The 26851-nt window shown below is 74.5% G+C and carries 27 protein-coding genes; 10 read left to right on the top strand and 17 right to left on the bottom strand.

Features of this window, described 5'->3' with window-relative positions; all coding sequences use genetic code 11:
* The first annotated feature begins 163 nt into the window (after positions 1 to 163).
* The 3 genes from ABT299_RS46805 to ABT299_RS46795 are packed head-to-tail and all read left to right on the top strand — an operon-like array spanning position 164 to position 2702.
* The gene (locus ABT299_RS46805; protein ID WP_500254751.1) at positions 164 to 1111 is read left to right on the top strand and encodes an ABC transporter ATP-binding protein; all 948 of its coding nucleotides are present in this window, start codon (positions 164 to 166) and stop codon (positions 1109 to 1111) included.
* Complete coding sequence (locus ABT299_RS46800) at positions 1108 to 1911, top strand: ABC transporter permease (RefSeq protein ID WP_500254750.1); 804 nt, start codon at positions 1108 to 1110, stop codon at positions 1909 to 1911. Before ABT299_RS46805 ends, ABT299_RS46800 begins: the two co-directional genes overlap by 4 nt.
* On the top strand, positions 1908 to 2702 hold the full coding sequence (locus tag ABT299_RS46795; RefSeq protein ID WP_500254749.1) for a hypothetical protein: 795 nt from the start codon (positions 1908 to 1910) through the stop codon (positions 2700 to 2702). Before ABT299_RS46800 ends, ABT299_RS46795 begins: the two co-directional genes overlap by 4 nt.
* A 64-nt stretch (positions 2703 to 2766) precedes the next feature.
* On the opposite strand, the gene pheT is transcribed toward ABT299_RS46795, so the two are convergent.
* The 8 genes from pheT to infC form a co-directional block, all read right to left on the bottom strand.
* Complete coding sequence (gene pheT / locus ABT299_RS46790; RefSeq protein ID WP_500254748.1) at positions 2767 to 5259, bottom strand: phenylalanine--tRNA ligase subunit beta; 2493 nt, start codon at positions 5257 to 5259, stop codon at positions 2767 to 2769.
* A complete protein-coding gene (gene pheS / locus ABT299_RS46785) occupies positions 5259 to 6368 on the bottom strand; it encodes a phenylalanine--tRNA ligase subunit alpha (RefSeq protein ID WP_190856579.1) in 1110 nt (369 codons plus the stop codon). The genes pheT and pheS overlap by 1 nt, the downstream gene beginning before the upstream one ends.
* A 135-nt stretch (positions 6369 to 6503) precedes the next feature.
* Positions 6504 to 7571: a sensor histidine kinase gene (locus tag ABT299_RS46780; RefSeq protein WP_347256682.1), complete on the bottom strand. Its 1068-nt coding sequence runs from the start codon at positions 7569 to 7571 to the stop codon at positions 6504 to 6506.
* Positions 7572 to 7906: 335 nt separating this feature from the next.
* Positions 7907 to 8467, bottom strand: a complete 561-nt coding sequence (locus ABT299_RS46775) for an STAS domain-containing protein (RefSeq protein WP_500254747.1) — start codon at positions 8465 to 8467, stop codon at positions 7907 to 7909.
* A 332-nt stretch (positions 8468 to 8799) separates the two neighbouring features.
* Complete coding sequence (locus tag ABT299_RS46770; protein WP_387030492.1) at positions 8800 to 9615, bottom strand: TrmH family RNA methyltransferase; 816 nt, start codon at positions 9613 to 9615, stop codon at positions 8800 to 8802.
* Positions 9616 to 9649: 34 nt separating this feature from the next.
* Positions 9650 to 10018 (bottom strand): 50S ribosomal protein L20, encoded by a 369-nt coding sequence (gene rplT / locus ABT299_RS46765; protein ID WP_151544049.1) that lies wholly within the window; start codon positions 10016 to 10018, stop codon positions 9650 to 9652.
* Positions 10019 to 10087: 69 nt separating this feature from the next.
* Positions 10088 to 10282, bottom strand: coding sequence for a 50S ribosomal protein L35 (rpmI, locus tag ABT299_RS46760; RefSeq protein WP_067468638.1), 195 nt, complete (start codon positions 10280 to 10282; stop codon positions 10088 to 10090).
* A gap of 373 nt (positions 10283 to 10655) precedes the next feature.
* Positions 10656 to 11213: a translation initiation factor IF-3 gene (gene infC, locus ABT299_RS46755; RefSeq protein WP_281382898.1), complete on the bottom strand. Its 558-nt coding sequence runs from the start codon at positions 11211 to 11213 to the stop codon at positions 10656 to 10658.
* 560 nt (positions 11214 to 11773) lie between these two features.
* On the opposite strand from infC, the gene ABT299_RS46750 reads away from it, so the two are divergent.
* A complete protein-coding gene (locus tag ABT299_RS46750; RefSeq protein WP_433235438.1) occupies positions 11774 to 12271 on the top strand; it encodes an NUDIX hydrolase in 498 nt (165 codons plus the stop codon).
* A 7-nt stretch (positions 12272 to 12278) separates the two neighbouring features.
* Positions 12279 to 13235: a PfkB family carbohydrate kinase gene (locus ABT299_RS46745; protein ID WP_500254746.1), complete on the top strand. Its 957-nt coding sequence runs from the start codon at positions 12279 to 12281 to the stop codon at positions 13233 to 13235.
* Here ABT299_RS46745 and ABT299_RS46740 read toward each other — a convergent pair.
* Positions 13211 to 13948 carry an HIT family protein gene (locus tag ABT299_RS46740; RefSeq protein WP_500254745.1) on the bottom strand — a complete coding sequence of 246 codons (738 nt, stop codon included), beginning with the start codon at positions 13946 to 13948 and terminating at the stop codon, positions 13211 to 13213. The genes ABT299_RS46745 and ABT299_RS46740 overlap by 25 nt on opposite strands.
* Before the next feature lie 153 nt (positions 13949 to 14101).
* Between ABT299_RS46740 and ABT299_RS46735 the strand changes: the two genes are divergently transcribed.
* Positions 14102 to 15481, top strand: a complete 1380-nt coding sequence (locus tag ABT299_RS46735) for a prenyltransferase/squalene oxidase repeat-containing protein (RefSeq protein ID WP_387030502.1) — start codon at positions 14102 to 14104, stop codon at positions 15479 to 15481.
* Positions 15482 to 15553: 72 nt separating this feature from the next.
* Here the strand turns inward: ABT299_RS46735 and ABT299_RS46730 are convergent, their stop codons facing one another.
* The 8 genes from ABT299_RS46730 to ABT299_RS46695 all read right to left on the bottom strand — a co-directional run bounded on the left by ABT299_RS46730 (position 15554) and on the right by ABT299_RS46695 (position 23974).
* Complete coding sequence (locus ABT299_RS46730) at positions 15554 to 16396, bottom strand: shikimate dehydrogenase (protein ID WP_500254744.1); 843 nt, start codon at positions 16394 to 16396, stop codon at positions 15554 to 15556.
* Between the two features lie 24 nt (positions 16397 to 16420).
* Positions 16421 to 17590, bottom strand: coding sequence for an endolytic transglycosylase MltG (gene mltG, locus ABT299_RS46725; RefSeq protein WP_190856571.1), 1170 nt, complete (start codon positions 17588 to 17590; stop codon positions 16421 to 16423).
* A complete protein-coding gene (gene ruvX, locus ABT299_RS46720) occupies positions 17587 to 18045 on the bottom strand; it encodes a Holliday junction resolvase RuvX (protein ID WP_190856570.1) in 459 nt (152 codons plus the stop codon). Before ruvX ends, mltG begins: the two co-directional genes overlap by 4 nt.
* A gap of 96 nt (positions 18046 to 18141) precedes the next feature.
* Positions 18142 to 20811 (bottom strand): alanine--tRNA ligase, encoded by a 2670-nt coding sequence (gene alaS / locus ABT299_RS46715; RefSeq protein WP_387030506.1) that lies wholly within the window; start codon positions 20809 to 20811, stop codon positions 18142 to 18144.
* A gap of 2 nt (positions 20812 to 20813) precedes the next feature.
* A complete protein-coding gene (locus ABT299_RS46710; RefSeq protein WP_190856568.1) occupies positions 20814 to 21134 on the bottom strand; it encodes a hypothetical protein in 321 nt (106 codons plus the stop codon).
* The gene (locus ABT299_RS46705) at positions 21131 to 21559 is read right to left on the bottom strand and encodes a DUF948 domain-containing protein (protein ID WP_190856567.1); all 429 of its coding nucleotides are present in this window, start codon (positions 21557 to 21559) and stop codon (positions 21131 to 21133) included. The genes ABT299_RS46710 and ABT299_RS46705 overlap by 4 nt, the downstream gene beginning before the upstream one ends.
* A gap of 214 nt (positions 21560 to 21773) precedes the next feature.
* Positions 21774 to 23033, bottom strand: a complete 1260-nt coding sequence (locus tag ABT299_RS46700; RefSeq protein ID WP_500254752.1) for a replication-associated recombination protein A — start codon at positions 23031 to 23033, stop codon at positions 21774 to 21776.
* A 146-nt stretch (positions 23034 to 23179) separates the two neighbouring features.
* Positions 23180 to 23974, bottom strand: a complete 795-nt coding sequence (locus tag ABT299_RS46695; RefSeq protein WP_500254743.1) for a phosphatase PAP2 family protein — start codon at positions 23972 to 23974, stop codon at positions 23180 to 23182.
* A 146-nt stretch (positions 23975 to 24120) separates the two neighbouring features.
* On the opposite strand from ABT299_RS46695, the gene ABT299_RS46690 reads away from it, so the two are divergent.
* The 4 genes from ABT299_RS46690 (at position 24121) to ABT299_RS46675 (ending at position 26663) form a co-directional block, all read left to right on the top strand.
* Positions 24121 to 24621 carry a hypothetical protein gene (locus ABT299_RS46690; RefSeq protein ID WP_387030513.1) on the top strand — a complete coding sequence of 167 codons (501 nt, stop codon included), beginning with the start codon at positions 24121 to 24123 and terminating at the stop codon, positions 24619 to 24621.
* A gap of 104 nt (positions 24622 to 24725) precedes the next feature.
* Positions 24726 to 25331 (top strand): thioredoxin-like domain-containing protein, encoded by a 606-nt coding sequence (locus ABT299_RS46685; protein WP_500254742.1) that lies wholly within the window; start codon positions 24726 to 24728, stop codon positions 25329 to 25331.
* Complete coding sequence (locus ABT299_RS46680) at positions 25328 to 25981, top strand: DUF305 domain-containing protein (protein ID WP_500254741.1); 654 nt, start codon at positions 25328 to 25330, stop codon at positions 25979 to 25981. The genes ABT299_RS46685 and ABT299_RS46680 overlap by 4 nt, the downstream gene beginning before the upstream one ends.
* Before the next feature lie 112 nt (positions 25982 to 26093).
* Entirely contained in the window at positions 26094 to 26663 is a 570-nt protein-coding gene (locus ABT299_RS46675) for a TIGR03086 family metal-binding protein (protein WP_500254740.1), read from the top strand.
* Positions 26664 to 26851 lie beyond the last annotated feature (188 nt).

Raw genomic sequence — 26851 nt, 5'->3', positions numbered from 1 at the left:
GTTCTTCTTCGTCGATGAACCCATCTACCGGAGACCTCTCTACTTAGAGATCACGACACACCGTCACACACCCGACTTCGAGACACGGCCTAGGACGGCGCCCGCCGGATCTGAGCCGCGCCCTTATGGCCCGGGGCCGTGCCTTACGGCGACGGTCGAAGCCATGGAACCCGCCGTGCACACCCGCGGGCTGCGCCGCACCTACACGCGCAGACGCCGCACCACCGTGGTCGCCCTGGACGAGCTGACCCTCACCGTCGCGCAGAACGAGATCCACGGGCTGCTCGGGCCGAACGGCGCCGGCAAGACCACCCTCGTCAAGATCCTCTCCACCGTGCTGCTGCCGTCCGCCGGGACGGCCCGCGTCCTCGGCCGCGACGTCGTCGCCGACGCCGGGGCCGTCCGGTCGCTCGTCGGGCTCGTCCTCGGCGGCGACCGCGGCCTGTACGACCGGCTGACCGCCCGCCGGAACCTGCTGTTCTGGGGCGCGCTGTACCGGCTCGACGGCCGGACGGCCCGCGCCCGCGCGGACGCGCTGCTGGAACGCGTCGGGCTCGGCGACCGGGCCGGCGACCCCGTCGAGGGCTTCTCGCGCGGCATGCGGCAGCGGCTGCACCTCGCCCGCGGGCTGCTGCACGAGCCGCGCCTGCTGTTCCTGGACGAGCCGACGTCCGGCCTCGACCCCGCCGCGGCCGCCGCGTTCCGCGGGCTCGTCCTCGACCTGCGCGCGGAGGGCCGCACGTTCCTGCTGGCCACCCACGACATGGACGAGGCGGCGGCGATCTGCGACCGGGTGACGCTCATCGACCGCGGCCGGATGCTGCTGACCGGCGACCCGGCCCGCGCCGGGCGGTTCCTCGGCGACGGCGAGTGCGTCGACTTCGACGACCCCGACCCCGCCCTCACCGGGCCGCTGGAGCTGCTGCCCGGGGTGACCGGGGTCGAGCGGCGGGACGGCGGGGCGCGGCGCGTCCACACCGCCGACCGGGACGCCACCCGCCGCGTCCTCGCCTGGCTCATCGACCGCGACGTCCTCACCGCGCGGCGTGGCCGGCCGACCCTCGAAGAGGTGTACCTGCGGGCGGTCGGCGACCGGGGGATGCGGGTATGAGCGCGGTCCGTGCCATGTGGCCCGCGGCGCGGCTGGTCTGGCACGCGGTGCGGCTGCAGGCCGCGCTGTCGCGGCGCAGCCCGGAGCACGCGCTCGTGCTGCTCATCGCCCCGATGCAGACGACGACGATGCTCGCGCTGACGCTGACCGCGCACCGCGCGGACGTCGTCGCGAACGCCGTCCTGGCGCCCGGGCTCATCGGGCTGTGGGTCGCCTCCCTCGACTACGCCGGCCGCATCGTCACCGAGGACCGCTGGGCCGGCCGGTTCCCCGCGCTGGTCGCGGCGCCGGTCCCGTTGGGCCTGGTGGTCGCCGGGCGGGTCGCGACGGTGGTGCTGGTGGGCAGCGCCGCGTTCGCCGAGTCCTGGCTGGTCGCCGCCCTCGGGTTCGGCCGCCGGCTGACGGTCGCCGAGCCCGGGACGTTCGCGGTCGCGGTCGCGGTCACCTGCCTCGCGACGATCGGGACGGCGACGCTGCTGTCCGCCGTGTTCGTCGTGTCGCGCGCACGGGACGTCCTGCAGAACTCCCTGGGCTATCCCTTCTACATCCTGGGCGGGATCCTCGTGCCGGTCGCGGCGCTGCCGGGCTGGCTGCACCCGTTCAGCCGGGTCGTGTTCCTGTCGTGGAGCGCGGACCTGCTGCGCGGCGCGGTCCACGGCGACACCCGCGACCGGCCCTGGGTGGTCCTGGCGGTCCTGGCGGTCCTCGGCCTGAGCGCGGCGTCGATGGCCGCCGGCCTGTGGCTGACGCGGCGGTACGTCGACCGTATGCGGCGCGAGGGGACGGTGGATTTCTCATGAGGGCCACGCTCCGCATCGTGCGCGAATCGCTGATCCTCGGATTCGCCGAGATGAGGGCCGTCTACACGTGGCGGACGTGGACGTTCGGCTGGCTCGTCCGGCTGCTGTGCCAGGCCGCCTTCTACGCCCTGCTCGGCCGCTACGTCGGCGACGACGCCACCATGCGGTACGTGCTCGTCGGCAACATCGTGGTGCTGGCCTGCATGGAGGCCACCATCGTCGTGATCTCGCTGGCGGGCGAGCGCCGGATCGGGACGCTGCCGCTGCTGGCCATCACGCCGTCCGGGCACCTGCCGGTGTACCTGGGACGCGGCCTGCAGTGGACGGCCACCGGCCTGACCAGCTCGCTCGTCGCCTGGTGCGCGCTGCCGCCGCTGCTGGGCGCGCCGCTGCCGTGGCCGCGCGCCGCGTACGCGGCACCGGTCATCGTGCTCATCCTCGCCAGCAGCTATGGCTACGGGTGCGCGCTGGCGGGCGTCGCGCTGCGGACGCGCGGCGTCGAGTGGCTCGTGCTGAACCTCGCCTACGGGATCGTCATGACGTTCGGCGGCGTGAACGTCCCCGTCGCCGTCTGGCCCGCGCCGCTGCGGATCGCGGTGAACGTGCTGCCGGTCGTGCACGGGCTCCAGGCGGTGCGCGGGATCCTGGACGGCGCGCCGCCCTGGCACGTCCTGCGGCTGCTCGGCGCCGAAGCGCTCGTCGGGGCCGGCTGGTACGTGGTCGCGGCGCTGTCGATGGAGCGGCTCGTCTCCGCGGGCCGCCGCGACGGAAGCCTCGGCCACGCCGACTGAACACAGGCGTGCCCCGGGCCTGCGGCAGGCCCAGGGCACGTCCCCGCGGATCAGGCGCCTCGGATCAGGCGCCGCGCAGCACGGCGCCGGTGCGGTCGGCCGCGACGGCGACCGCGGCGTCCCGGGCCTGCGACGCCTCCTCGGCGGTGAGGGTGCGGTCCGGCGCGCGGAACCGCAGCGAGTAGGCCAGGGACTTGCGGCCCTCCCCCACCTGCTCGCCGGTGTAGACGTCGAACAGCCGGATGGCCTCCAGCAGCTCGCCCGCGCCGTCGCGCAGCGCCGCCTCCACCTCCGCGGCGGGCACGGCGGAGTCGACCACGAGCGCGACGTCCTGCGTGGCGACCGGGTAGGTCGACACGTGCGGCGCGCGCACCTCCACCGGCTCGCCGAGGCGGCGCAGCTCCAGCTCCATCGCGCAGGAGCGCGCCGGCAGGCCGTACGCCTTGGTGACGCGCGGGTGCAGCTCACCGGCGTGCCCGACGAGCTCGTCCCCCGCGTACAGCGCGGCGCAGCGGCCCGGGTGCCAGGGCGCGTGCCGGTCGGCCTTCACCGTCAGCTCCACGCCGACCTCGGCCGCCACCAGCCGCGCGGCCTGCACCGCGTCCGCCCAGATCGCCGGGCGCCCGCCGCCCCACCAGCCCGAGGGCTCGCGGTCGCCGGACAGCACGACCGCCACCCGGTGCGGCTGGTCGGGCAGCGCCGCCTCGACGGACGCGACCTCCTCGGCCGTCGGGCCGCGGTCCACCGCGAGGCGCGGCGCCCGCTCCGGCGCGTCCGGACGAGGCCGGAACACCACGCCCAGCTCGAACAGCGCCGTGTCGGGGAACCCGCGTCCGACGTTGTGCGCCAGCGTCCGCAGCAGGCCCGGCAGCAGCGTGGTGCGCAGCAGCGGCTCCTGCTCCGACAGCGGGTTCGCCAGCCGCAGCGCTCGCCGGCGCGCGTCGTCGGCGGGCAGCTGCAGGTCGTCCCAGTCCTTCGCGGAGACGAACGGGAACGCCAGCACCTCGACGTAACCCGCGCCGGCGAGCACGCGGCCGACCCGGCGGCGCAGCCGCTGCTGGATCGTCAGGCCGCGCCCGGCCGACGGGCGCGGCGCGCGCGCCGGGATGTCCTCGTAGCCCTCGAGGCGGATGACCTCCTCGGCGAGGTCGTTCGGGTCGGTCAGGTCGGGCCGCCACGACGGCGGCGCCACCATGAGGACGTGGCCCTCGCCGGGACCGGAGCCCTCGACGGCGCAGCCGACCTGCTCCAGCCGCCGCACGACCGTGTCCCGCCCGTAGGTCACGCCCGCGACCCGGTCGGGGTGCCCCGCCGGCATCGTGATCGTGACCCGCTCGACCGGGGCCTCGGCGTGCGTGACGCCCGGCGCGATCTCCGCGCCGCCCAGCTCCGCCAGCATCCGCGCCGCGCGGTACGAGGCGTACAGCGGCAGCTCGCGGTCGACGCCGCGCTCGAACCGGTACGACGCCTCGCTGTGCAGCTTGTGGCGGCGGCTCATCCGGGCGGTGCCGATCGCGTCGAAGTGCGCGGCCTCGATGACGATGTCGGTCGACCGGTCGTCGATCTCCGTCGCGAGACCGCCCATCGTCCCGGCCATCGAGATCGGGCCCGACTCGTCGGTGATGAGGATGTCCTCGGGGTCCAGCTTGCGCTTGACGTGGTCGAGGGTCTCCAGGCTCTCGCCCTTCTCGGCGCGCCGCACCACGATCGGGCCGGTGAGCTTCACGCGGTCGAACGTGTGCAGCGGCTGCCCGAGCTCCAGCATCAGGTAGTTCACGATGTCGACCGCCAGCGACACCGGCCGCATCCCCGCGCGGTGCAGGCGGACCTGCATCCACATCGGGGTCCGCGCGTCCGGGTCGAAGCCGCGCACCTCCCGCAGGACGATCCGGTCGCACGCGGTCGGGTCGCCGATCGTCGCCGGGTACGCCTCGCCGTTCTTGGCGGGCAGCTCCATGTCCGCCGGGTCCTTGAACGGGACGTCGTAGGCGATCGCGGCCTCCCGGGCGATGCCGCGGATGGACAGCGCGTAGCTGCGGTCCGGGGTGACGGCGATGTCGAGGACCTCGTCGCGGATGCCGAGCAGCTCGACGGCGTCGGCGCCGACGGGCGCGTCCGGCGGCAGCACGAGGATGCCGCTGTGGTCGTCGCCGATGCCGAGCTCGGTGACCGAGCAGATCATGCCCTCGGACATCTTGCCGTAGGTCTTGCGGGCGCCGATCTGGAAGCCGCCGGGCAGCACGCCGCCGGGCAGGATCACCACGACCCGGTCGCCGGCCTCGAAGTTCGTCGCGCCGCAGATGATGTTCTGCGGCTCGCCGGTGCCGTTGGCGTCGCCGACGTCGACCCGGCAGTAGCGGATCGGCTTCTTGAAGCCGGTCAGCTCCTCGAACTCGAGGACCTCGCCGACCACGAGCGTGCCGGAGATGTCGGCGCCGGCCTGCTCGACCGTCTCGACCTCCAGGCCCGCCGCGATCAGCCGGGCGGCCAGGTCCCGGCCGGTCACGCCGGCCGGCAGCTCGACGTGCTCGCGCACCCAGGAAAGCGGGGCCCGCATCAGATCTCCATCCCGAACGGGAGGGTGAACCGGACGTCGCCCTCCACCATGTCGTACATGTCCTCCACGCCGTGCCGGAACATCAGCGTCCGCTCGACGCCCAGCCCGAACGCCCAGCCGCTGTAGCGGTCCGGGTCGACGCCGCAGGCCACCAGCACCCGCGGGTTGACCATGCCGCAGCCGCCCAGCTCGATCCAGCCCTCCGAGCCGCAGGTGCGGCACGGTTCGCCGCCCGGCTCGGCGGACGCGCCGCGGCACACGAAGCACTGCATGTCCACCTCCGCCGACGGCTCGGTGAACGGGAAGTACGACGGCCGGAACCGGGTCTTCAGCCCCGCGCCGAACATGCCGGTGACGAACGCGTCGATGCCGCCGCGCAGGTCCGCCATCGTCAGGCCCTCGTCGACGGCGAGGCCCTCCAGCTGGTGGAACACCGGGCTGTGCGTGGCGTCCAGCTCGTCGGTGCGGAACGTGCGGCCCGGCGCGACCACGTACACCGGCAGCGGCCGCGACAGCAGCGACCTGATCTGCATCGGCGAGGTGTGCGTGCGCATCACCAGCCCGGACTCCTCCGACTCCACGAAGAAGGTGTCCTGCATGGTGCGGGCCGGGTGGTCGGGCAGGAAGTTCAGGGCGTCGAAGTTGAACCACTCCGCCTCGACCTCGGGGCCCTCGGAGACCTCGAAGCCCATCGCGACGAAGACGTCGGCCATCCGCTCCTGCATGGTGGTCAGCGGGTGCCGGGCGCCGCGCGGCGCGCGGTCCCAGGGCAGCGTGACGTCGACGGTCTCCTCGACGAGGACCCGCTGGTCGCGCTCCTCCTCCAGGACGGCCTGGCGCTCCTTCAGCGCCTTGGACACCGCGCCGCGGGCGGCGCCGATGCGCTTGCCCGCGTCGGCGCGCGCCGCCGGCGGCAGCGCGCCTATCTCGCGGTTGGCGAGGGCCAGCGGGGAACGGTCGCCGGCGTGCGCCAGGCGGACCTGCTTGAGTGCGTCGAGGTCGGCGGCCGCGGCGATCGCCGCGAGCGCCTCGTCGCGGGCCCGGTCCAGCTGCTCGGGCTGCAGCGCGGAGACCTCGACGGGGTCATAGGACTTGTTGGGTGCAGACATGGTGGTGTGATCGACTCCGGTCGGCGTGGGACGCCCGCAGTCTAGTGCGCGGGCGGTGAGGATCCGGAAAGCGTGCGCGTGACGCGCGGCCCGCCCGGAGCCCTTCCGCTGCCGCGGGCCGCGCCCGGGACGGGCTCAGCTCGCGTGGTCGGGGGCCCCGGCGGGCACGGTAAATCGGAACTCGGCGCCGCCGCCGGGCGCCCGCCGCACGGTGATCGCGCCGCCGTGCGCCTCGACCAGGCCCTTCACGATGTACAGGCCGAGGCCGGTGCCGCCGCGCCGGTTGCCGCCCGGGCCGCGCCAGAACTGCCGGAAGACGCGCTGGACGGCCTCGGGCGGTATGCCCTCGCCCTCGTCGCGCACCGACACGGCGGCCCCCTCCTTATGCGCGTCCGGCTCTACCACGATGGTGACGGTCCCGGCGCCGTGCCGCACCGCGTTTTCCACCAGGTTGCCCAGGATCTGGTCCATCTTGTCGGGATCAAGCCACATCTCGGGCAGTTCCCCGCGGACCTCGAACCGGAACCGGTCCTCGGCGTCGCCGGCGGCGACCCGGCCCGCGATGACCTTGCGGACCTCCTCGGGCAGGTCGACGACCTGGCGGCGCATCTCCAGCCGGCCCGCCTCGATCCGGGACACGTCCAGCAGCTCGGTGATCAGCCGGGTGACGCGGTCGGCGTCGGCGTTGACGGTCTCCAGCATGACCCGCTTCTGGTCGTCGTTGAAGCGGTGCCACTTGGCCAGCAGCGTCGCGGTGAAGCCCTTGACGCTGGTCAGCGGGGAGCGCAGCTCGTGCGCGACGGTCGACACGAGGTCGGCGCGGTCGCGCTCCTGGCGGGCGCGGTGCTGCGCGTCGCGCAGGCAGACGGTGAACCGCTCGACGCGGCCGCCCTCGCCGCGCCGGTACCCGGCGGTCACCAGCAGCTCGGTGCCGCCGGCCAGGAACAGCGCCCGCTCGGGGTGCCGGGTGCGGGTCGCGAGGCCGTCGTAGGGCGACAGGCACTTCCACCAGTCGCGGCCTTCGGCGTCGTGCAGCGGCAGGACGTCGCGGAAATCGCGGCCCAGCGCGGCCGCGGCGGCGATCCCGGTCATCCGCTCGGCGGCGGCGTTGAACACCACGACGCGGGCGTCGCGGTCGGCGACCAGCAGCCCGTCCGGCAGGTCGTCCACCTGGCCGGGCTCGAAGAGAGCGCGCGCGGCCACGCCGGGGGGTTCCTCTCCGCCCACAGCGGCCTCCAGAACACCGGTAGAGCGCGGCCTGTCGAGAAGAGACTCTATCCGCAGTCGGGGCCCTTGCGGGACCCGGAGAACGCCTAGCGGCAAGGCATTTGTAGCCGCCGGGCAGGTCCCGGGCGGGCGTCCCCGGACCGGCTCCGGGCGGGGCGGCACGCGCCGCGGAGAGCATGATCGACACGGCCCCGACCCTGACCTGCGCGACCGGGGCCGCGAGACCGTCTCGGGCCGCGCCCGATCATGCTCGTGACCGGGCGTGCCCGGTCCGCTCCGACGTGCTTCGACGGTCTCGTTCGTGCCGGTGCTCAGCGGGAGCCGGTCGGCGAGCCCTGGCCCGCGAGCGCGCCCGCCACGTCCGTGTGGACCGTGAACAGCCGGTGCAGGCCGGTGATCCGCAGCAGCCGCAGCTGGGCGGGCCGGACGCCGGCCAGCACGATCTCGCCGCCGGTGGCGGAGATCTCGTTGTGCGCGCCGACCAGCGCGCCGAGGCCCGCGGCGTCGCAGAACGGGACGGCGGCGAAGTCCAGCACCAGCCGGCGCGCCCCCGCGCCGTGCGCCTTGACCAGCCGGGCCCGCAGGCCGTCCGCGGTGTGCAGGTCGATCTCGCCGGTCACCGTGACGACGGCGGTCCCCGGCCGCCGCTCGGCCACCTCGATCTCCAGGCCGGCCACCGGGCCGGACGTCCACGCGGCGGCCACGTCGGGCGCCGCCGCGCCGAGGGTCCCGGCCCCCGGCGAGAACGTGCCGGGCGCCGCGGAGGCGCGGGGCTCGGCCTGGCCGGCGCCCGTCCGGCACCGGATCTCCGGCGCGCGACGGCCCGGCCGTCTCGCCGGCCTGGTCTCCTCGGTCATCACGTTCGCCCCCACTTCGTGCGGCTCCCTTGCCGCCCTGGTCAACGCCCCTGGTCAACACCGTAGGCAGCGGGCCGGAGCGGTGGAATCCACCGCCGGACCGGTATCCCGCTCCTACCTGGGAATGAGTTCCCCGCGTCGGCGGGCCCCCTGCCCCTCCGTCCGCGGGAAGACCATCTTCGCAGCTCACATGCCACGAAACGGCCTCGAATGCGACCGCTTGCGGCCAACCGGCCACGGAACGCATTGAACCTTCGCGGCCGCTCCTACGTGACCGCCCGTTCGCCCGTGCCCGAGAAACGTCACGGGCCTGCCGGGTGCCGCGCCGCACCGGGCGCGCGGCCGTCTCAGGCCCGGCGCTGCGCCCGCGCCGAGGCGTACAGGCAGACGGCCGCGGCCGTCGCCAGGTTGAGGCTCTCGGCCCGGCCGTAGATCGGCACCCGGACGACCTCGTCCACGTGCCGGAGGATCTCCTCGGGCAGGCCCCACGCCTCGTTGCCGAACACCCAGGCGGTGGGCCGTGCCAGCAGCCCCTGGTCGATGGCGTCGTCCAGGGTCCGGTCGCCCGCGCCGTCGGCGGCCAGCACCGTCAGCCCCGCCCGCTTCAGCTCGGGGATGAGGGTGTCGAAGCGCGGGCCGACCACGACCGGAAGATGGAACAGGCTGCCCGCCGAGGCGCGCACGCACTTGCCGTTGTAGGGGTCGACGGACGCGTCGGTGAACACCACCGTCTCCGACCCCGCCGCGTCGGCGGTGCGCAACACCGTCCCGGCGTTGCCGGGGTCGCGGACGTGCGCGAGGACGGTCACCAGCCGCGGTCCGGCCTCGAGCGCGCCGGCCAGCGGGACGTCCACGAACTCGCAGACCGCCAGCAGCCCCTGCGGGGTGACGGTCTGCGCCAGCTCGGCCATGATCTCGCCGCTGACCCGCAGCACCGGGACCCCGGCGCGCTCGGCGGCGCCGACCAGCTCGGGATGGCGGGTCTCGGCCTCGGCCGTGGTGAACAGCTCGGCCAGCCCGCCGGGGATCTCCAGCGCCTCCCGCACCGCCTGCGGCCCCTCGGCGAGGAACCGCCCCTCACGGCGCCGGAAGGCGCGTTTGGCGAGCCGGCGAGCGGCCTTCACCCGTGGTGATCGGATAGAGGTCAGCTCGCGGCCCGCCATGTCGCCGTACTCGCCCGTCGCCAGGTCGCCCGGCTCAGGCGGCCTCCGCCGGGAGCGCGTCCTTGGCCACCTTGACCAGGGCGGCGAACGCGGGGGCGTCGTTCACGGCGAGCTCGGCCAGCATGCGCCGGTCGACCTCGACCTCGGCGGCCTTCAGGCCCTGGATGAACCGGTTGTAGGTGATGCCGTTGGCGCGGGCCGCGGCGTTGATCCGCTGGATCCACAGACGGCGGAACTGGCCCTTGCGGTCCTTGCGGTCCCGGAAGGCGTAGGTCATCGAGTGGAGCTGCTGCTCCTTGGCCTTGCGGTACAGCCGCGAACGCTGGCCGCGGTAGCCGCTCGACCGCTCCAGAACGACCCGACGCTTCTTGGCGGCGTTGACCGCCCGCTTCACGCGTGCCACGTGCTGAACTCCTTCGTGGGGGCCGGAGCCGTCCTGGCGCCGGCCGGTCGTCGATGTTGCCGGTCGGTGCTACTTGCGCAGCAGCTTCTTGATGTTCTTGGCGTCGGCGTCGGCCACCACGGCCGGGCCGGACAGGCGGCGCGTCCGCTTGGTGGGCTTGTGCTCGAGCAGGTGGTTCTTGTTGGCGCGGCGGCGCATCACCTTGCCGGAGCCGGTCAGCTTGAAGCGCTTCTTGGCACCGCTGTGGGTCTTGGTCTTCGGCATGGTCGCCGTCGTCTCCCTCGTTCCCGGGCCCCCGTGCGGCGGCACGGGAGCGCACCTGATCGGCACGCCGCGTTCGGACGCGTGCGACGCGCCAGGTCAGGCTTCAATGTACGTGCGTAACGACCCCGCGGAAGCCACGAGGCCGCGGACGGGCCCCCGCCGCGGCGGGGGCCAGGCGGCCCTCGCGGGCCGCGGGCGTTGCGGCCGGACCGGCGTCCCGGCCGGTCCGGCACCTTGGTCGTTCGGGCACCGCCCCCGGTGCGCCCTGCCGTGCGGCGGGCAGCACCAAGCGGGGCGCCGCGGTCGAGCGTTCACGACCGGGCGCCGTGACCGCCTTCGCGGCCGGCGTCTCGCTCGCGCGGTCGGCGGCCGGTCAGGCCGGGCCGGTCGCCGCGTCCTGCTCGCGGCTCGCGGCGCGCTCCGCCTTGGCCTCCGCCTTCTTCTTGTGCGGACCGAGCACCATGATCATGTTTCGGCCGTCCTGCTTGGGCCGCGACTCGACGAAGCCGAGCTCCTCGACGTCGTCGGCCAGCCGCTGCAGCAGCCGGAAACCGAGCTCCGGGCGGGACTGCTCACGACCACGGAACATGATCGTGACCTTCACCTTGTCCCCGGCCTTCAGGAACCGCACCACGTGACCCTTCTTGGTCTCGTAGTCGTGCGGGTCGATCTTCGGGCGGAGCTTGATCTCCTTGATGATCGTGTGCGCCTGGTTCTTCCGCGCCTCACGCGCCTTCATCGCGGACTCGTACTTGAACTTGCCGTAGTCCATGAGCTTGGCGACGGGCGGGCGCGCGGTGGGCGCCACCTCGACCAGGTCGAGGTCCGACTCACGCGCGAGTTCAAGGGCCTTGGCGATGGGCACGATGCCCACCTGTTCGCCGTTCGGGCCGACGAGCCGGACCTCGGGCACGCGAATGCGGTCGTTGATACGCGGTTCGGCGCTGATGGGACCTCCTTGGGGCCGTTCTCAAGTTCTGGGACCGGTCGTACCCCGAGGCTCTCACGCGAAAAGCCCCGCACGACTCACGTGCGGGGCCACCTTCGGTCGCCCTGGACGGTGGAACCGTCCGGGGACGACGGCGGGACGAGCGCGCCGCGCCCGTTCGCCGGACCGATACCCACCGGCCGCACGGCCGGTCAGGTGGGAGGTGGCCTCCGCTTGAGCGCCCGGCGCGCACGACCTCGTCGGTCGCGTGCACAGGGCCGGTCGGCCACCAACACTACCACCTGCGAGGCGCGTGCGCGCCCCGCGGGATCCGCGTCCACCGCGGGGTACGCCGCTCGTAGTAACCCGGCGGGCCGCCTCCGCATTCCCGGGGGCGGGACGCCCGCCGCGCGCGGACCGGTCGCCGATCCCGGTCCGGCCGCCTTTTCCCACGTGGAGGTGAGGGTCATCTGGCCGGGCGGGCCCCTCGCCCGGGACGCCCGCGTTGTTACCGTGGTGCCAGGACGGCCCGGTGGGGCCGGTGCCAGAGAGGTATTCCCGTGATGCCCTCAGTCGAGACCGGTTCCCCCGGCCCCCGCACCGCCTCGCCGCCGGTCCGCCTGCAGTTCGCGCAGAAGGCGTTCATCACGGCCGGGGGGCGGCTGCTGATGGTGCGCAAGGCGGCGTCCGACCCATTCCAGCCCGGCCGCTGGGAGGTGCCCGGCGGTCGGCTGGACGTCGGGGGCGACCTGGACCTCGACGACCACATCCGGCGGGAGGTGTGGGAGGAGGTCGGCCTGAAGATCGAGCCGGGGCCGCCGTTCCACCTGTGGCAGTGGTTCATGGAGGACCGGTCCCCGGACGCGGCGGGCGGGAGGGTCCGGGTGGTCGCGGCGGCCCGCCGCTGCCGCCCGCTGACGCTCGACGTCGCGTTCGGCAACCAGGACGAGAGCGACCACCTGGACGGATGCGCCTGGGTGCCGCTGGACGAGGTGTGCTCCTACCCGTTGATCCCGAGCCTGCGCCCGGTGGTGCGGGCGTTCCTGCCGCTCGCCCGCTGACGGCCGGATGGACGCGGACGCGGGAACGGGCGGCGCCGGCCGCTCCCCCGTGCACCCGCCCCGCCTGGACGGGGCGGGCAGGCGCCGCTTCTCCCTGTTCGTCATCGGCGACGTGCGGATCGAGGTGCGGGCGACGCTCGACGTCCGCTTCGGGGAGGTGACCGCCGACCGGCTCTGCTACGGGCCCGCGCGCGCTCTGGTCGCGGGGACGGCGGTGAACCTGGCCCGGTGCGCGGTGGCCCGCTTCCGCCGGGTGAGCGTGCTGGCGAAGGTCGGCGACGACGAGTTCACGCCGGTGATCCGGCGGGAGCTGCGCCGGATCGGCGCCCGGGACCGGCTGCGGGTCGAGCCGGGCGCGCCGAACGGGGTGACGGTGATGGTGCGCGACCGGCCGGCCGGCGGCGGGCCGGGGGTGCGGCTGCTGGTCGCCGAGCAGGACGCGCCGGGCCGCCGGCTGACCGAGTCGGAGGTCCGCTCGGCCGCGGGCGCGATCCGCCGGGCGGACGTGCTGGTCCTGGACGGGTACTCGCTGCTGTCGCCGGTGTCGCGGGCGGCGCTGCGCGCGGCTGCGGAGACGGCGCGCGCGGCGGGCACCGCGGTGGCGTTCGATCTGGTCCCGCATGACATCGACGCGCGGCTTGCGGCGGCGGACGTGCTGCCGGTCCTGTCGACGGCGGACGTGGTGTTCGCGGAGGCACCGACACTGGCGCGGCTGCTCGGCCGTGGTGTCCCCGCCGGGGCGGACGAGGTGCGGGCGCTGACGCGCGCGCTCGACGGCGCGGTCGCGGGACGGCCTCTGTGGTTGCTGCGCTTCGGCCCGACGCTGCTGGAGCGGGTGCTGGCCTACCAGCGGGAAGGGCTGTCGATGGAGTACGGGACCGGGTACCGCGACGGGGACGCGCGCGCGGGGTTCGGTGATCGGCTGGCGGCGTGCGAGCTCTACTGGTGGCTGTCGTCGCGGTGATCGCGCGGGGACGGGCCGTCGAGGGCGGAGGCCGCGGGCCGCAACGTCCGCAGGGTCCGCAGGAAGCGCCGCCGGCTTTCGGGGAGCCCGAACGTCTGCTGCCAGCGCCACGTCCCGCCAGCCAGGGCCGTCTCACGCGCGGGTCCGCCTTCCAGGGCGGCGGCGACGGCCCAGCGCAGGAACTGGCCGCGCACTCCGTCGCCGGGGTGGACGGTCGCCGTGCCGCGCTCGTCGATGAGCAGGTAGGAGCGCCCGGTGCGGAAGCGGGCCCGGAGCGCCGCGTGTCCGGCGGGGGCGCCCGGCAGGCCCTGCTCTTCCACCACGGCGCGGACGCCGGGCGTCCCCGGCAGGAAGTGCCAGTGCGCGTGGTCGATGCACGCGCCGCCGCCCTGTGACCGCGCGGGCCCGTGCTCGAAGAGCAGCAGGTCGCCGGCCCCGTAGGCGTGCCGGTAGAGGCGGGCGACGCGGTCGCGCCAGCGCAGAGCGCCGTCCCACAGCCGCTCGTCGAAGTCGCCCGCGCACTGGCGGTGCTCGCGCGTGACGAGGAGGAGGTGCCCGTCGGCGAGCGGCGCGACGTCCGGCATCAGCAGGAAGTCGCGGTCCCCGGCGAGGACGGACGCCTCGCCGGGCAGGTCGGCCATGGCGTTGATCCGGAACCGGAGGGGCGGGCACAGCACGCACTCGCGGCCGGGCTGGGCCGACGGCTCGGCCAACGCCTCCTCCAAGCACACGGGACGCACGGGCGGACGCTTCCAGCGTGCCCGCGGGGCCGCGCCGGCGATCTGTGCGGCCACGGCCACAGACCCGGCACCCGAGGGGTACAAAACATGGCCGAACGGGCACATACGGGGAGAGAAGGCAACACCGTGAACCAGACCCCACAGCCCCCCGCACCCGCGCCCCGCGCCGCCCCTCCCGCCACCGCGTCCTCCGGCGCCCGCGCCGCTCCCGTCATCGACATGGCGGTGCTCGAAGCCCGCCTCGACGAGTCCCTGGACGTCCTGCGCGACACCTACGCGCCCGCCCCCGGCAGCGGCGGCGGCTGGTACCACGAGCTGGCCCGGCCCGAGCCCGGGACGACCGCGACGGCGCTCGGGCTGCTGGCGTTCGTGGAGGCGGGCCGCCCGTTCGAGCACTTCGACGAGGGCCTGGCGTTCCTCGCCGAACGTCAGGCCGCCTCCTCCGACGCGCTGCGCGACGGCGGGTGGGCGACCGGCACGAGCCTCGGCATGCCCGTGGTCGAGGCGACCGGGTGGATCGCCCGGTTCCTCGCCCGCGCCCGCTGCGACCTGCGCGAGGACGCCCCGGACCTGCGGCGCGCGTACCGGTGGCTGCTGCGCAACCAGAACCCCGACGGAGGCTGGGGCTCGCTGTACGGCTCCGCGTCCCGGGTGTGGCAGACGTGCCTGGCGCTGCGCGCGCTCTCCCAGCTCAACCCGTACGACGCGGCGGTGGACCGGGGCGTGGAGTGGCTGACCGCCGACCGGACCGCGTACCGGCCCGCGTGGGGACCGGTGCCGGCGGCCGCGCCGACCGTGACGCACACCGCGTTCGTCCTGGTGACGCTGGCGGAGGCGCGGCCGGGCCTGCGGACCGAGCGGCTGCTCGACGCCTACGACTGGCTGCTCGCCCACCTCGACCCCGACGACGACCACACCTGGATCGAGACCTACGAGGTGTCCCCGCACGGCCTCGGGTCGCGGCCGGTGTGGCGGCTGGCCCTGTGGCACTACGGCCTGCCGATCGCGCTGACGGCGCTGCTGCGGGACCCGCGCGGCCCGCACGGGCCGACGGTCGCCCGCGCGTTCCGGACGCTGGCGCGCGGCGAGGTCACCGATCCCCGCCGCAACGGGCCGCCGGGCGGCGGCCGCACGTCGCTGTGGACGCTGTGGTGGCGGCTGGAGACGCTGATCGCGCTAACCCGTGTCCCGCTCGCCGGAGGCGCGGACGTGCTGCACTGGTTCCCGGACGCGACGGTCGTGCAGCGCGCCCACGCGCGCGAGCGCCCGGTGGCGGCGCTGCTCCCGCACCGCCGGTTCGCCGAGCCGGTGGCGCTGGTGCGGCGGCACTGGTCGAGGCTGGTGCTCGGCTTCGTCTGCGTGTCCAGCGCGTTCGGCGTCGCGCTAGGCGCCTGGGGGTGGCGCGACTTCTGGCTGAGCGTGATCGTGCCGATCGTGCTCGCCAGCGTGGACGAGTCGCTCAAGCGGCGGCGGACGCCGCGCGGCCCGCCCCCGGCGGCCCCCTGACCTGCGCGAGCCGACCCGCGCGGCCTGACCCGCGCGGCCTGACCCGCGCCCTTCGTCTCGGCCGGAGGGGCGTCAGCCCGCGGAGGCCGCGGCGCGGCGGGCCAGCTCCGCCTCGCCGGCCGCGCGCATCGCCGCCACCGGAACGCCGTCGCGCCCGGTCATCAGCTCGACCTGCCGGACGGCCTGGTGCAGCAGCATCTCGAAGCCGCCGACGACCGTGCCGCCCGCGCGCTCCACGGCCGCGGCGAGCGCCGTGGGCCACGGCGCGTACACCACGTCGAACAGCGCGGCGCCGGACGCGGCGACCGGCCCGGCGAACGTGTCGGCGGCCCGTCCCGGCAGGGTCGACACCACCAGCCCGGCGGGCAGGTGGTCGGCGACCCGGTCGAGGGTGACGACCCGCACCGCCAGCCCGCAGCGCTCGCCGACCTCGGCCGCCTCCGAGGCCCGGCCCGGGTCGCGGACCGCGAGGACGGCCTCGTCCAAGCCCAGCTCGGCGAGCGCGGCCAGCGCCGACGCGGCGGTCGCGCCGCCGCCCAGCACCACGGCGGGCCCGGGCGAACCGAGGCCCGCCTCGCCGAGCGCGGTGACGATGCCGTACACGTCGGTGTTGTCGGCGTGCCGGCGCCCGTCCCGGAAGACGAGCGTGTTGGCGCCGCCGACGCGTTCGGCCAGCTCCGACACCGAGTCGGCGAGCTTCAGCGCGACCCGCTTCAGCGGCATGGTCAGCGACAGGCCCGCCCACTCCGGCCCGAGGCCGTCCAGCAGCCGCGCGAGGCCGTCCTCGCCGCACTCGACGGCGTCGTAGCGCCAGCCGTCCAGGCCCATCGCCGCGTACGCCGCCCGGTGCAGCACCGGCGACAGCGAATGCGCGATCGGCGATCCCAGCACGGCGGCGCGCCGCACGTCACCCACCTGCCCGCTCCGATCCGTCACGCGTCAGCCGTTCGGGTGCTTCTTCTGCCACTCGCGGAACTCCTGCTCCAGCCTCTGGCGCTCCGCGTCGGTGCTGGCGAACTTCGTGACCTTGTGGGTGGGGTCGGTGGCCACGAAGTACAGCCAGTCCCCGGGCGCGGGAGCCAGCGCGGCCTCGATCGCGTCCGGGCCGGGGTTGCAGATCGGCCCCGGCGGCAGGCCCTTGTGCTTGTAGGTGTTGTACGGCGAATCGACCTGGAGGTCCCTGTTCCGCACGTCCAGCGTCCGCTTGTTCAGCGCGTACAGGACGGTGGTGTCGAACTGGAGCGCCATGCCGTTCTTCACCCGGTTGTAGATCACCCGGGAGATCTTCGGCAGGTCGCTCGGCTTGCCGCCCTCCGCCTGCGCGAGGCTGGCCAGCGTCAGCAGCTTCAGCGGGCTGAGCCCCGCCTCCTTCGCCTTGCCCTCCAGGTCGGAGCTGCTCGCCTCCTTGTTGAACGCGTCGACCATCTGCTGGACGATCTTCCGCGCCGACCCGTTCGGGTCGAGGTCGTAGCGGCCCGGGTACAGGAAGCCCTCGAGGTTCCCGCCGGCGTACGACGGCAGCCCGAGGCCGTTGGTGTTCTTCGCGACCGCCTGGAAGTCCCGGACGGGGATGCCGGTCTTCTTCGACAGCAGCTGGAAGACCTCGATCGCGCGCTTGCCCTCCGGGATGGAGATCTGGTTCCCGGACCGCGACTTCGGGTCCAGCAGCAGCGCCATCGCCGCCTTCGACGACATCTGGAGGCGCATCTGGTAGAAGCCCGGCTGGATGCTGGAGGCGCGCGACTCGGCGTTGTAGACCTTCACGAACGCGCGGGTGCTCTTCACCACGCGGTGCTCCTGGAGCGTCGTGGCGATCACCGCGCCGCTCGCGCCGTCCTTCACCTGGACCGTGACATTGCCCGTACCGGCACCGGAGTAGTCCGGCGGGTGAAGCCGGTTGTCCAGGATCGCGACGCCGAACACCCCCGCGGTGCCGAACACCGCGACGATGAAGGCCAGCGCGAACAGGAACGCCGCGCGGCCGCTGCGGCGCCGCCGCTTCTGCCGCTTGCGGGCGCGCCGCTGGTCCCGCCGGCTCGGCGGCTCCTGCGGCTGCCCCTCCTCGTACGGATCACCGTACGGATCGGAGAAAAGGTCCAAATCGTTCATGAGCTCCCCCGGACGATCTCGCCTGGGGGGCGCCCGGTCAACCGTTCCCCGTCCAGGGCCGCTTGAAGCAGGACCGCGGCGGCGGCCTGATCGACGACCTTGCGGCGGGCCTGACCGCGCACTCCCCCCGCCCGCAGCCCGCTCTCGGCCGTGACGGTGGTGAGCCGCTCGTCGTACAGCCGGACCGCCTCCGGGGGAAGGCGGTCCGCCAGCCGCGCGGCGAACCTGCGCGCCGACTGCGCCGCCGGGCCTTCGCGGCCCGACAGCGACGTCGGCAGCCCGACGACCACCTCGATCGCCTCGTACTCGGCCACCAGCTCGACGAGCCGGTCGACGTCGCCCCTGCCGCTCTTCACGGTCTCCAGGGGCGTGGCGAGGATCCCGCCCGGATCGCACCGGGCGACGCCGACCCGGACGCTGCCCACGTCCACCCCGAGCCGCACGCCCTGCCTCATCGCCCCGCTCCGCTCTGCGGTGCGGGGCGCTCCACGGGGGACGCCGCGTCCCTCACGGACCTCATGACGCGCCGTCCCTTAATCCGCCCGCGGGGCTCACGCGGCCCCTACGGCTCGTTCGACCGCGGCGAGCGCGTCGTCGATCGCGGCGGGGTTCGCACCGCCGCCCTGCGCGAGGTCGTCCTTGCCGCCTCCGCCGCCGCCGAGCGCCTTGGCCGCGAGGCCGACGAGCGCGCCCGCCTTCAGGCCGCGCCCGCGTGCGCCCTCGGTGACGGCGACGACCACGACGGGGCGGTCCTTCGGGACGCCCGTGACCATCACGACGGCGGGCCTGGCCTGCAGCCGGCCGCGGACGTCCACGGCGAGCTTGCGCAGGTCGTCGGCGCCGGTGCCGTCGGGGGCGCGGTGCCCCACGAACGCGGTGCCGTTCACGTCCTTCGCGCCGTCGGCGAGGGATCCGGCGGCCGCGAGGATCTGCTGCGAGCGCAGCCTCTCCAGCTCCTTCTCCGCCTCGCGGAGGCGGCCGACGACGCCGGAGATGCGCTCGGGCAGCTCCTCCTTGCGCGCCTTCATCTGCTCGGCGAGCTGCGCCACCAGCACGCTCTCGCGGGCCAGGAACCGGAACGCGTCGATGCCGACGAGCGCCTCGACACGGCGGACGCCCGCGCCGATGGACGACTCGCCCAGCACCTTCACCAGGCCGAGCTGCCCGGACCGGGCGACGTGCGTGCCGCCGCACAGCTCGCGGGAGTAGTCGCCGACCTCGACGACCCGGACCTCGTCGCCGTACTTCTCGCCGAACAGCGCGAGCGCGCCCATGGCGCGGGCCTCGTCGATCGAGGTGTGGAACGCCCGCACGTCCAGGTCGCCGATGAGGACCTCGTTGACCTCGTCCTCGACGTCGCGCAGCACGCTCGGCGGGACGGCGCCGGAGGCGGTGAAGTCGAACCGGAACCGGCCGGGCGAGTTCTCCGAGCCGGCCTGCGCGGCGGACTCGCCGAGCGCCCGGCGGAACCCGGCGTGCACGAGGTGGGTCGCGGTGTGCGAGCGGGAGATCGCGGCGCGCCGGGTCAGGTCGATCTCGGCGTGCGCGGAGTCGCCGGCCTGCGCCTCGCCGCTGCGGACCCGGCCGCGGTGCACGATCAGCCCGGCCAGCGGCGACTGCACGTCGTGCACGTCGATGACCGCGCCGTTGCCGAGCCGGATCACGCCCTGGTCGGCGAGCTGGCCGCCGCCCTCGGCGTAGAACGGGGTGCGGTCGAGGACGACCTCGACCTCGGTGCCCTCGCCCGCCGCGGGCGCGTTCGCGCCGTTGACCAGCAGCCCGACGAGCCGGGCGTCGCCGGTGACGTCGTGGTAGCCGATGAAGTCGACCTTGCCGCCCGCGCCGGTGAGCAGCTCGTCGAGCACCGAGACGTCGAGGTTGCCGGTCTTCTTGTCGCGGGCGTCCTGCTTGGCGCGGTCCCGCTGCTCCTTCATCAGCCGGCGGAAGCCGTCCTCGTCGACCTGGAGCCCGGCCTCGGAGGCCATCTCGAGGGTCAGGTCGATCGGGAAGCCGTAGGTGTCGTGCAGCTTGAACGCCTGGTCGCCGGCCAGGGTCCGGCCGCCCGACCGCCGGGTCTCCGCCACCGCGGTGTCGAAGATCGCGGTGCCGGTGCGCAGCGTCTGGAGGAAGGACTCCTCCTCCGCGTCGATGACCGTGTGGATGTTGGCGGCGGTGCGGACCAGCTCGGGGTACTGCTCGCCCATCGCGGCGATCGCGACGGAGGTCAGCTCGTGCATCAGCCCGGCGTCCTGGCCGCCGAGCAGCCGCAGGTTGCGGATCGAGCGGCGCAGGATGCGGCGCAGCACGTAGCCGCGGCCCTCGTTGCCGGGGCGGATGCCGTCGGCGACCATCATCGTCCCGCTGCGGACGTGGTCGGCGATGACCCGCAGCGACACGTCGGCGCGGTGGTCTCGGCCGTAGGTCGCGTCGGTCAGGTTCGCGGCGCGGTCCAGGACCCGCCACAGGGTGTCGGTCTCGTAGATGTTGTCGACGCCCTGCAGGATCGCCGCCATGCGCTCCAGGCCCATGCCGGTGTCGATGTTCTTGGCGGGCAGGTCGCCGAGGATCGGGAAGTCGGTCTTGCTGTTCCCGGGGCCCCGCTCGAACTGCATGAAGACGAGGTTCCACACCTCGAGGTAGCGGTCCTCGTCGGCGACCGGGCCGCCCTCGCGCCCGTACTCGGGGCCGCGGTCGTAGTAGATCTCCGAGCAGGGCCCGCAGGGGCCTGGGACGCCCATCGACCAGAAGTTGTCCTCCATGCCGCGCTTCTGGATGCGGTCGAGGGGGACGCCGACCTTGTTGTGCCACAGGTCGCGGGCCTCGTCGTCGTCGTGGAAGACGGTGACCCAGAGCTTCTCCTCGGGGAAGCCGAACCCGCCGTCCTCGCGGGAGCGGGTCAGCAGCTCCCAGGCGAACGGGATCGCCTGCTCCTTGAAGTAGTCCCCGATCGAGAAGTTGCCCAGCATCTGGAAGAACGTGGCGTGCCGGGTGGTCTTGCCGACCTCGTCGATGTCGGGCGTCCGGACGCACTTCTGCGCGCTGGTCATCCGCTGCGACGGCGGGGTGCGCTGGCCGAGGAAGTACGGCTTGAACGGGACCATGCCGGCGTTCACCAGCAGCAGGGTCGGGTCCTCGGCGACCAGGCTGGCGGAGGGCACCACCGTGTGCCCGCGCTCCTCGAAGAACTTGAGGAAGCGGCGCGCCACCTCTGCCGACTCCATGATCAGTGGCCATCCTTCTCGTCGTCGATGATCGTGTAACGCGCCCGCAGCACCCGGCGGGGCCGCGGCCCCGGGGTCTCGGGCGGAGCCTGGTCCATGCGGACGGCCTCGCGCAGCTCCTCCTCGCGGGCCTGCATCTCGGTACGGACGTCCGCCGCGAAATGCCTCAGCCGCTCGCCGGCGGACTGCCCGGTCGACACCGCCCGCGCCGCGACCCCCTCCGGGGACCAGCTGCGCGCGAACCGCTCGACCCGGCGCTTGACGCGGTGGGTCGCGTAGACGCCCGCGCCCGCGCCGACCGACAGCCAGAAGAGCCTCTTCACCTGCGCCCCTTCCCCGAGGAGCGGGCCGGGAGCTGCGGGCGGCCGGACGCGCCGGACCCACCGGACCGGCCCTCCCCGTCGCGGCTGCTCAGGGCCTTGCGCACCCCGTAGGAGAAGGCGGCCGCCTTCACCAGCGGCCCGCCCACCACCGAGGTCATCACGGTGGTGACGGCCGAGACGTTCTGTGTGACGCCGGCGACCTGCTTGGTGATGACGTCGGTGCGGCCGAGCTGCTCGTTGGCGCGCTTCACCGTCGTCGTCATGTCGTCCAGCAGCGGGGCCGCCTGGTCGCCGAGGTCGCGCACGAGCTTGCTGGCCTCGCCGAGCAGCCGGGCGAGCCGCAGCAGCGTCAGCGCGACGAACGCGACGAGCACAGCCCAGAACACGGCCACGATGAGACCTGCCAGCTGTCCACCAGTGAGCATGAGGGCTTCCGTTCGCTGTCGTTCCGGCCCGGGCCGGGCACGGCCTGACAGACCTTACCGGGCCGGGCGTGGGCCATGGGCGCCGGTCACGGCCGTGCGGCGGCGGACGCCGGCCGTCCGGCCGGCCCGCCGGGGCCGCGCCCGGGGCCGTTTCCGGCAGAGTAGCGGGCCTTCGCCGCCGATGCCGGGAGCACGGCGCCGGAAAGATCGATCTTCATCGGTCCGGGGCGCCGCGCAGCACCGAGCGGATCCGGGTGAGGACCTCGGTGAAGCGGGACTCGGCACCGTGCCGGGTCGGCCGGTAGTACTCGCGGCCGTCCACCGAGTCGGGCGCGTACTGCTGCCGGACGACCCCGCCGGGATGGTCGTGGGCGTACTTGTAGCCCTTCCCGTGCCCGATCTTCGCGGCGCCCTTGTAGTGCGCGTCCCGCAGATGGCCCGGGACGGGCCCCGCCAGGCCCTTGCGGACGTCGCCGAGCGCGCCGTCCACCGCCATGATCACCGCGTTGGACTTGGGCGCGAGGGACAGGTGGATAACCGCCTGCGCGAGGTTGATGCGGGCCTCGGGCAGCCCGACGAACTCCACCGCCTGCGCCGCCGCGACCGCCGTCTGCAGCGCGGTCGGGTCGGCCATGCCGACGTCCTCGCTGGCGTGCACGATGAGGCGGCGCGCGATGAACCGCGGGTCCTCGCCGGCCTCGATCATCCGGGCGAGGTAGTGCAGCGCCGCGTCGACGTCGCTGCCGCGGATGCTCTTGATGAACGCGCTGATCACGTCGTAGTGCTGGTCGCCCTCGCGGTCGTAGCGGACGGCGGCCCGGTCGACGGCCTTCTCCAGCACGTCCGCGTCGATCACCGCGCCGTCGTCGACGACGAGGGCGGCGGCCTCCAGGTAGGTGAGGGTGCGGCGGGCGTCGCCGCCGGCCAGCCGGATCAGGTGGTCCTCGGCGGCGGGGTCGAGGCCGACGGCGCCGTCCAGGCCGCGCTCGTCGGCGAGGGCGCGGCGGATCACCTCGCGCAGGTCGTCCTCGCCGAGCGGCTCCAGGGTGAGCAGCAGCGACCGCGACAGCAGCGGGCTGATCACGGAGAAGAACGGGTTCTCGGTGGTGGCGCCGATGAACGACACCCACCGGTTCTCCACGGCCGGGAGCAGCGCGTCCTGCTGGGCCTTGTTGAAGCGGTGGACCTCGTCGACGAACAGGACGGTCTGTCGCCCGGTCATGCCGAGCTCGCGGCGGGCCAGGTCGATCTCCGCGCGGACCCGCTTCACGCCGTCGCTGACCGCGGAGATCTCCACGAACCGGCGGGAGGTGACGTGGCTCACGACCGTGGCGAGGGTGGTCTTGCCCGTGCCGGGCGGGCCCCACAGCACCAGCGACATCGGGACGTCGCGGTCGACGAGCTGCCGGATCGGGGTGCCGGGGCCGAGCAGGTGGGCCTGGCCGACGACCTCGTCCAGCGCGCGGGGGCGCATCCGCACCGCGAGCGGCTGCCGCCCGGCCTCCGCCGCCGTCGCGGGCGCCGCGGCCGCGCCGCGGTCACGCTCCGGGGAGCGGCCCTCCGCCTCGGCCGCCGGATCGTCGAACAGCCCCTCCGGCTGGCCCGGTTCCGCCCTGCTGGTCACGCTCCGACACTATCTCGCCGCAGCGACGCTCCCGTCCGCTCGGGCGGCCGGTCCGCCAGCGCCGGGACCCTGGACGTCGCCCACAGCGTGACGACGACGATCGTGCAGCCGACGATCCCGTCCGTCCAGTAGTGGTTGGCGGTGACGACCACGATGAGGAACGTGAGGACGGGGTGGAGGGCCAGGATGTAACGCCAGCGGCCCCCGCCGTAGCGGATCGCGCCCCAGGCGACCAGCAGCGCCCACCCGACGTGCAGCGACGGCATGGCCGCGAACTGGTTGGCCATCCCCTCCCCTGGCTTGGAGCTGTAGGAGCTGGGGCCGTACACGTTCATCAGGTCGATGAACCCGTGGCCGGGCAGCATCCGGGGCGGTGCCAGCGGGAAGGCGAAATGCAGCGCCAGGGCCGCGGCCGCCGTGATCGCGATCACGGCGCGGACGCGCGGCCAGCCCTCCCGGTGCCGGAACCACATCCACGCCATGAACAGCAGGATCGCCGGGAAGTGCACGCGGACGTAGTACTCGTTCGCCGCGCGCACCCAGCCGTCCCAGCCGAGCGCCCATTTCTGGAACGCCGCCTCGTCCGGCAGGTGGAGCGTGCGCTCCAGATCCCACAGCCATCGGGCGTGCGCGAACGCGTCGCTCGGGCGGCCGTCGGCGAAATGGCGGCCCAGCTCGTAGGCCCCGATCACCACGCCCATCACCAGGACCTGCAGGGCGGTCGCCGCCGCGAGGCGGCGCCCGGTCAGATCACGTCGCAGAATGGCCTCCGTACCCCCTGATCGCCGCATAGGGTTCGTCCTCCAGCCACCCGCCGCGGTATGCCTGATATGCCAGGAGCGTATCGGTCTCCACCCGGGGACCGGGACGGGGTCGGGAACCCTCCGTCCCGCCGCCGCGTTGTTACCGGCCGGAAGACGGAATCAGGAGCGTGACGGTGTCCGGAACGGCCCACCGCCGGCGCCATGGGCAGGCGGGCCTGCTCGTGGCGCTGTTCGTCGTGGCCGGGCTCGTCTTCAGCTACGGACTCGGGCACGGCCTGCCCGACCGCGTGTGCATCGAGAACGGGATGAGCGTGCCCGCCGAGGTCGCCGCCGCGCTGCACCACGCCCCGGCGAAGCCCGGCGGGCCCGAGGCGGCCGGCCGCGCCCCCACCGGGCAGGCGCCCGCCGTCCACACCGCTCCCGTGCACGGGGTACCAGGACATCCCGGACCCTCCGTGACGTCCCTCAGCGCGCCGCTGAGGCTGCCCCCGCTGGCTCCGGCGGACGCATGCCTGTGCCTGGCCGTGCTCTTCGCCCTGATGCTGCTGGGGCTCGCCACGGGCCGCCGGGCGCTGCTGCGCCTGCCCGCCCGCGGCGGCCGGGCGCCCGCACCGCCGCCCGGCGGCTTCTCCTCGCCCGTTTCCCTGGCGTCCCTCCAGGTTCTCCGGCTGTGACGGACCGGCCGTAAGGCCCACCGGCACCGCCCCGGCGCGCATGCCCGCGCCCGCGCGATGCCGCCATGTCCGTATGCCCGCAGAGCCCCTGAGAGGACCGCTCCGTGTCCAAGACCGCCCGGAACAAGAACGCCCGCAAGAAGAACGCCCTGACGCGACGTGAGGTGCCGTGGGGCGGCATCGCCTTCTTCACCGTGATCGGCGTGATCGCGATCGCCGCCATCGGCTACGCCTTCCTGCAGTCGAGGCCCTCGTCGGCCGACACCGCGTCCATCAAGGGCGTGGTCGTCAAGGACGGCCTGACCCGCAACCACACCAGCGACCCGGTGAAGTACGACGCGAACCCGCCCATGGGCGGCGACCACGACCCCGTCTGGCAGAACTGCGACGGCCGCGTCTACGACCAGCCGCTGCGCAACGAGAACGCCGTCCACTCCCTGGAGCACGGCGCCGTCTGGATCACCTACCGGCCCGGCCTGGCGGCGGCCCAGCTGGACGCGCTCAAGGCCAAGGTCGAGCGCACCGACTACACGTTCCTGAGCCCGTACCCGTCGCTGGACGCGCCGGTGGCGCTCACCGCGTGGGGCCACCAGCTGAAGGTCCAGGACGCCGGGGACGCGCGCGTCGACCGGTTCCTGAGCGCCTACGTCAAGGGCCCGCAGACCCCCGAGCCGGGCGCGGCCTGCGACGGCGCCAAGGACACGCCGTGACCGGCACCGAGAACGACGGCCCCCGGTCCCGGGGCCGCCGCGTCACCATCGCCGTCGCCGCCCTGGTGCTGCTCGCCGCCGCGACGCTGATCGGGACGACGGCCTGGAAGTCCGGCGAGCCGGGCACCGACGGGCCCGAGGCCGGGTTCGCCCGCGACATGAGCGCCCACCACGCGCAGGCCGTGGAGATGTCGTTCATCGTCCGGGACCGGACGTCCGACCCCGCCGTCCGGCTGCTGGCGTACGACATCATCAACACCCAGTCGGCGCAGATCGGCATGATGACGGCCTGGCTCGACCAGTGGGGGCTGCCGAAGACCGATCCGGCGGGCCCGATGCGCTGGATGTCCGGCCACGCCGGGATGGCCATGCCGCGGGCCACCGCGCCCGGCGCCGCCCGCATGCCGGGGATGGCCACCGACGCGCAGCTCGCCGAGCTCCGCAAGGCGTCCGGCAAGGACGCCGAGGTGCGGTTCCTCCGGCTGATGATCGCGCACCACCGCGGCGGCGTGGACATGGCCCGCGCCGTCCTCGACCGGACCGGCCGCGACCAGGTGCGGCGGCTGGCGCGGACGATGGTCGCCGGGCAGCTCTCGGAGATCACGCAGATGAACGCGATGCTCCGGGAGCGCGGCGCGGCACCCGCCTGACGGTCCGGCGGGCGGTGCGGCCGCGCCGCCCGCCGGGCCGTCCCGCGCCGCGTCCGGACGAGCTTCGCGATAGCGCTTGACACCGGGGTCCGATCGCGGGTCACTGACCACCATGGCTCACAACCTCAGCGGTTACCACCGGGCACTGGACCTGTTCGAAGGTCTGCTGGCCGGCGTCCCCGGGGACGGCTGGGACGCCCCCTCGCCCTGCGACGGCTGGACGGCGCGGGACGTCGCCGGGCACGTCACCGGCGGGCAGTACCTGATCCGGTCGCTGGCGACCGGGGAGCCCGCGCCGGACGTCAGCACCGACCCGGCGCGCTTCGTGCCCGGGGACGTGATGGCGGCGTGGCGGGAGGCCCGCAAGGAGGCCGCCGCCGCGCTGACCCCGGAGGGGCTGAGCCGCCCGGTCCCGGTCGGCGCGCTCGGGCGGCTGCCGCTGGGCGACTACCTGCAGGGCTACATCCTGGAGCCGCTGGTGCACGCCTGGGACCTGGCCCGCGCCACGGGCCAGCCGTCCCGGCTGGACCCGGACCTGGTGCACCACGCGTTCGCGACCGCGCACATGATCGCCGCCGACCTGCGCACGGCCGGCCGCCTGGCGCCGCAGCTCCCCGCCCCCCAGGGCGCCGACGAACAGACCCGCCTCCTGGCCTTCCTCGGCCGCCCGGTCACCCCCTGACGCCAGCCCGGGAACCCGGTTCGACCCCAGACGGCAAAGCCGGCTGGAAACCCCTCTGGAAGGCCGAACCTCAGCCCCGGCCACGGGCAGGCCCGCGGAGCGAGCGCCCCCCGTCGCCGCCGGGCAGCCCCACGGTTTACGGGGAGTTTCTCGCCGAGCGCTAGGCGGGCCGGACAACTCCCCACAAC

The organism is Spirillospora sp. NPDC000708, assembly GCF_040299565.1.
Taxonomy (GTDB): domain Bacteria; phylum Actinomycetota; class Actinomycetes; order Streptosporangiales; family Streptosporangiaceae; genus Spirillospora.
The sequence above is the reverse complement of the archived record's forward strand: the minus strand, read 5'-3'. Positions and strand labels throughout refer to the sequence as shown.

Bases quoted from the DNA above. Each gene is read 5' to 3' on its own strand.
- ABT299_RS46805 (WP_500254751.1), top strand. From the start codon at position 164: ATGGAACCCGCCGTGCACACCCGCGGGCTGCGCCGCACCTACACGCGC.
- ABT299_RS46800 (WP_500254750.1), top strand. From the start codon at position 1,108: ATGAGCGCGGTCCGTGCCATGTGGCCCGCGGCGCGGCTGGTCTGGCAC.
- ABT299_RS46795 (WP_500254749.1), top strand. From the start codon at position 1,908: ATGAGGGCCACGCTCCGCATCGTGCGCGAATCGCTGATCCTCGGATTC.
- pheT (WP_500254748.1), bottom strand. From the start codon at position 5,259: ATGCGGGCCCCGCTTTCCTGGGTGCGCGAGCACGTCGAGCTGCCGGCC.
- pheS (WP_190856579.1), bottom strand. From the start codon at position 6,368: ATGTCTGCACCCAACAAGTCCTATGACCCCGTCGAGGTCTCCGCGCTG.
- ABT299_RS46770 (WP_387030492.1), bottom strand. From the start codon at position 9,615: ATGGCGGGCCGCGAGCTGACCTCTATCCGATCACCACGGGTGAAGGCC.
- rpmI (WP_067468638.1), bottom strand. From the start codon at position 10,282: ATGCCGAAGACCAAGACCCACAGCGGTGCCAAGAAGCGCTTCAAGCTG.
- ABT299_RS46750 (WP_433235438.1), top strand. From the start codon at position 11,774: ATGCCCTCAGTCGAGACCGGTTCCCCCGGCCCCCGCACCGCCTCGCCG.
- ABT299_RS46745 (WP_500254746.1), top strand. From the start codon at position 12,279: ATGGACGCGGACGCGGGAACGGGCGGCGCCGGCCGCTCCCCCGTGCAC.
- mltG (WP_190856571.1), bottom strand. From the start codon at position 17,590: ATGAACGATTTGGACCTTTTCTCCGATCCGTACGGTGATCCGTACGAG.
- ruvX (WP_190856570.1), bottom strand. From the start codon at position 18,045: ATGAGGCAGGGCGTGCGGCTCGGGGTGGACGTGGGCAGCGTCCGGGTC.
- alaS (WP_387030506.1), bottom strand. From the start codon at position 20,811: ATGGAGTCGGCAGAGGTGGCGCGCCGCTTCCTCAAGTTCTTCGAGGAG.
- ABT299_RS46705 (WP_190856567.1), bottom strand. From the start codon at position 21,559: ATGCTCACTGGTGGACAGCTGGCAGGTCTCATCGTGGCCGTGTTCTGG.
- ABT299_RS46700 (WP_500254752.1), bottom strand. From the start codon at position 23,033: ATGCGCCCCCGCGCGCTGGACGAGGTCGTCGGCCAGGCCCACCTGCTC.
- ABT299_RS46695 (WP_500254743.1), bottom strand. From the start codon at position 23,974: ATGCGGCGATCAGGGGGTACGGAGGCCATTCTGCGACGTGATCTGACC.
- ABT299_RS46675 (WP_500254740.1), top strand. From the start codon at position 26,094: ATGGCTCACAACCTCAGCGGTTACCACCGGGCACTGGACCTGTTCGAA.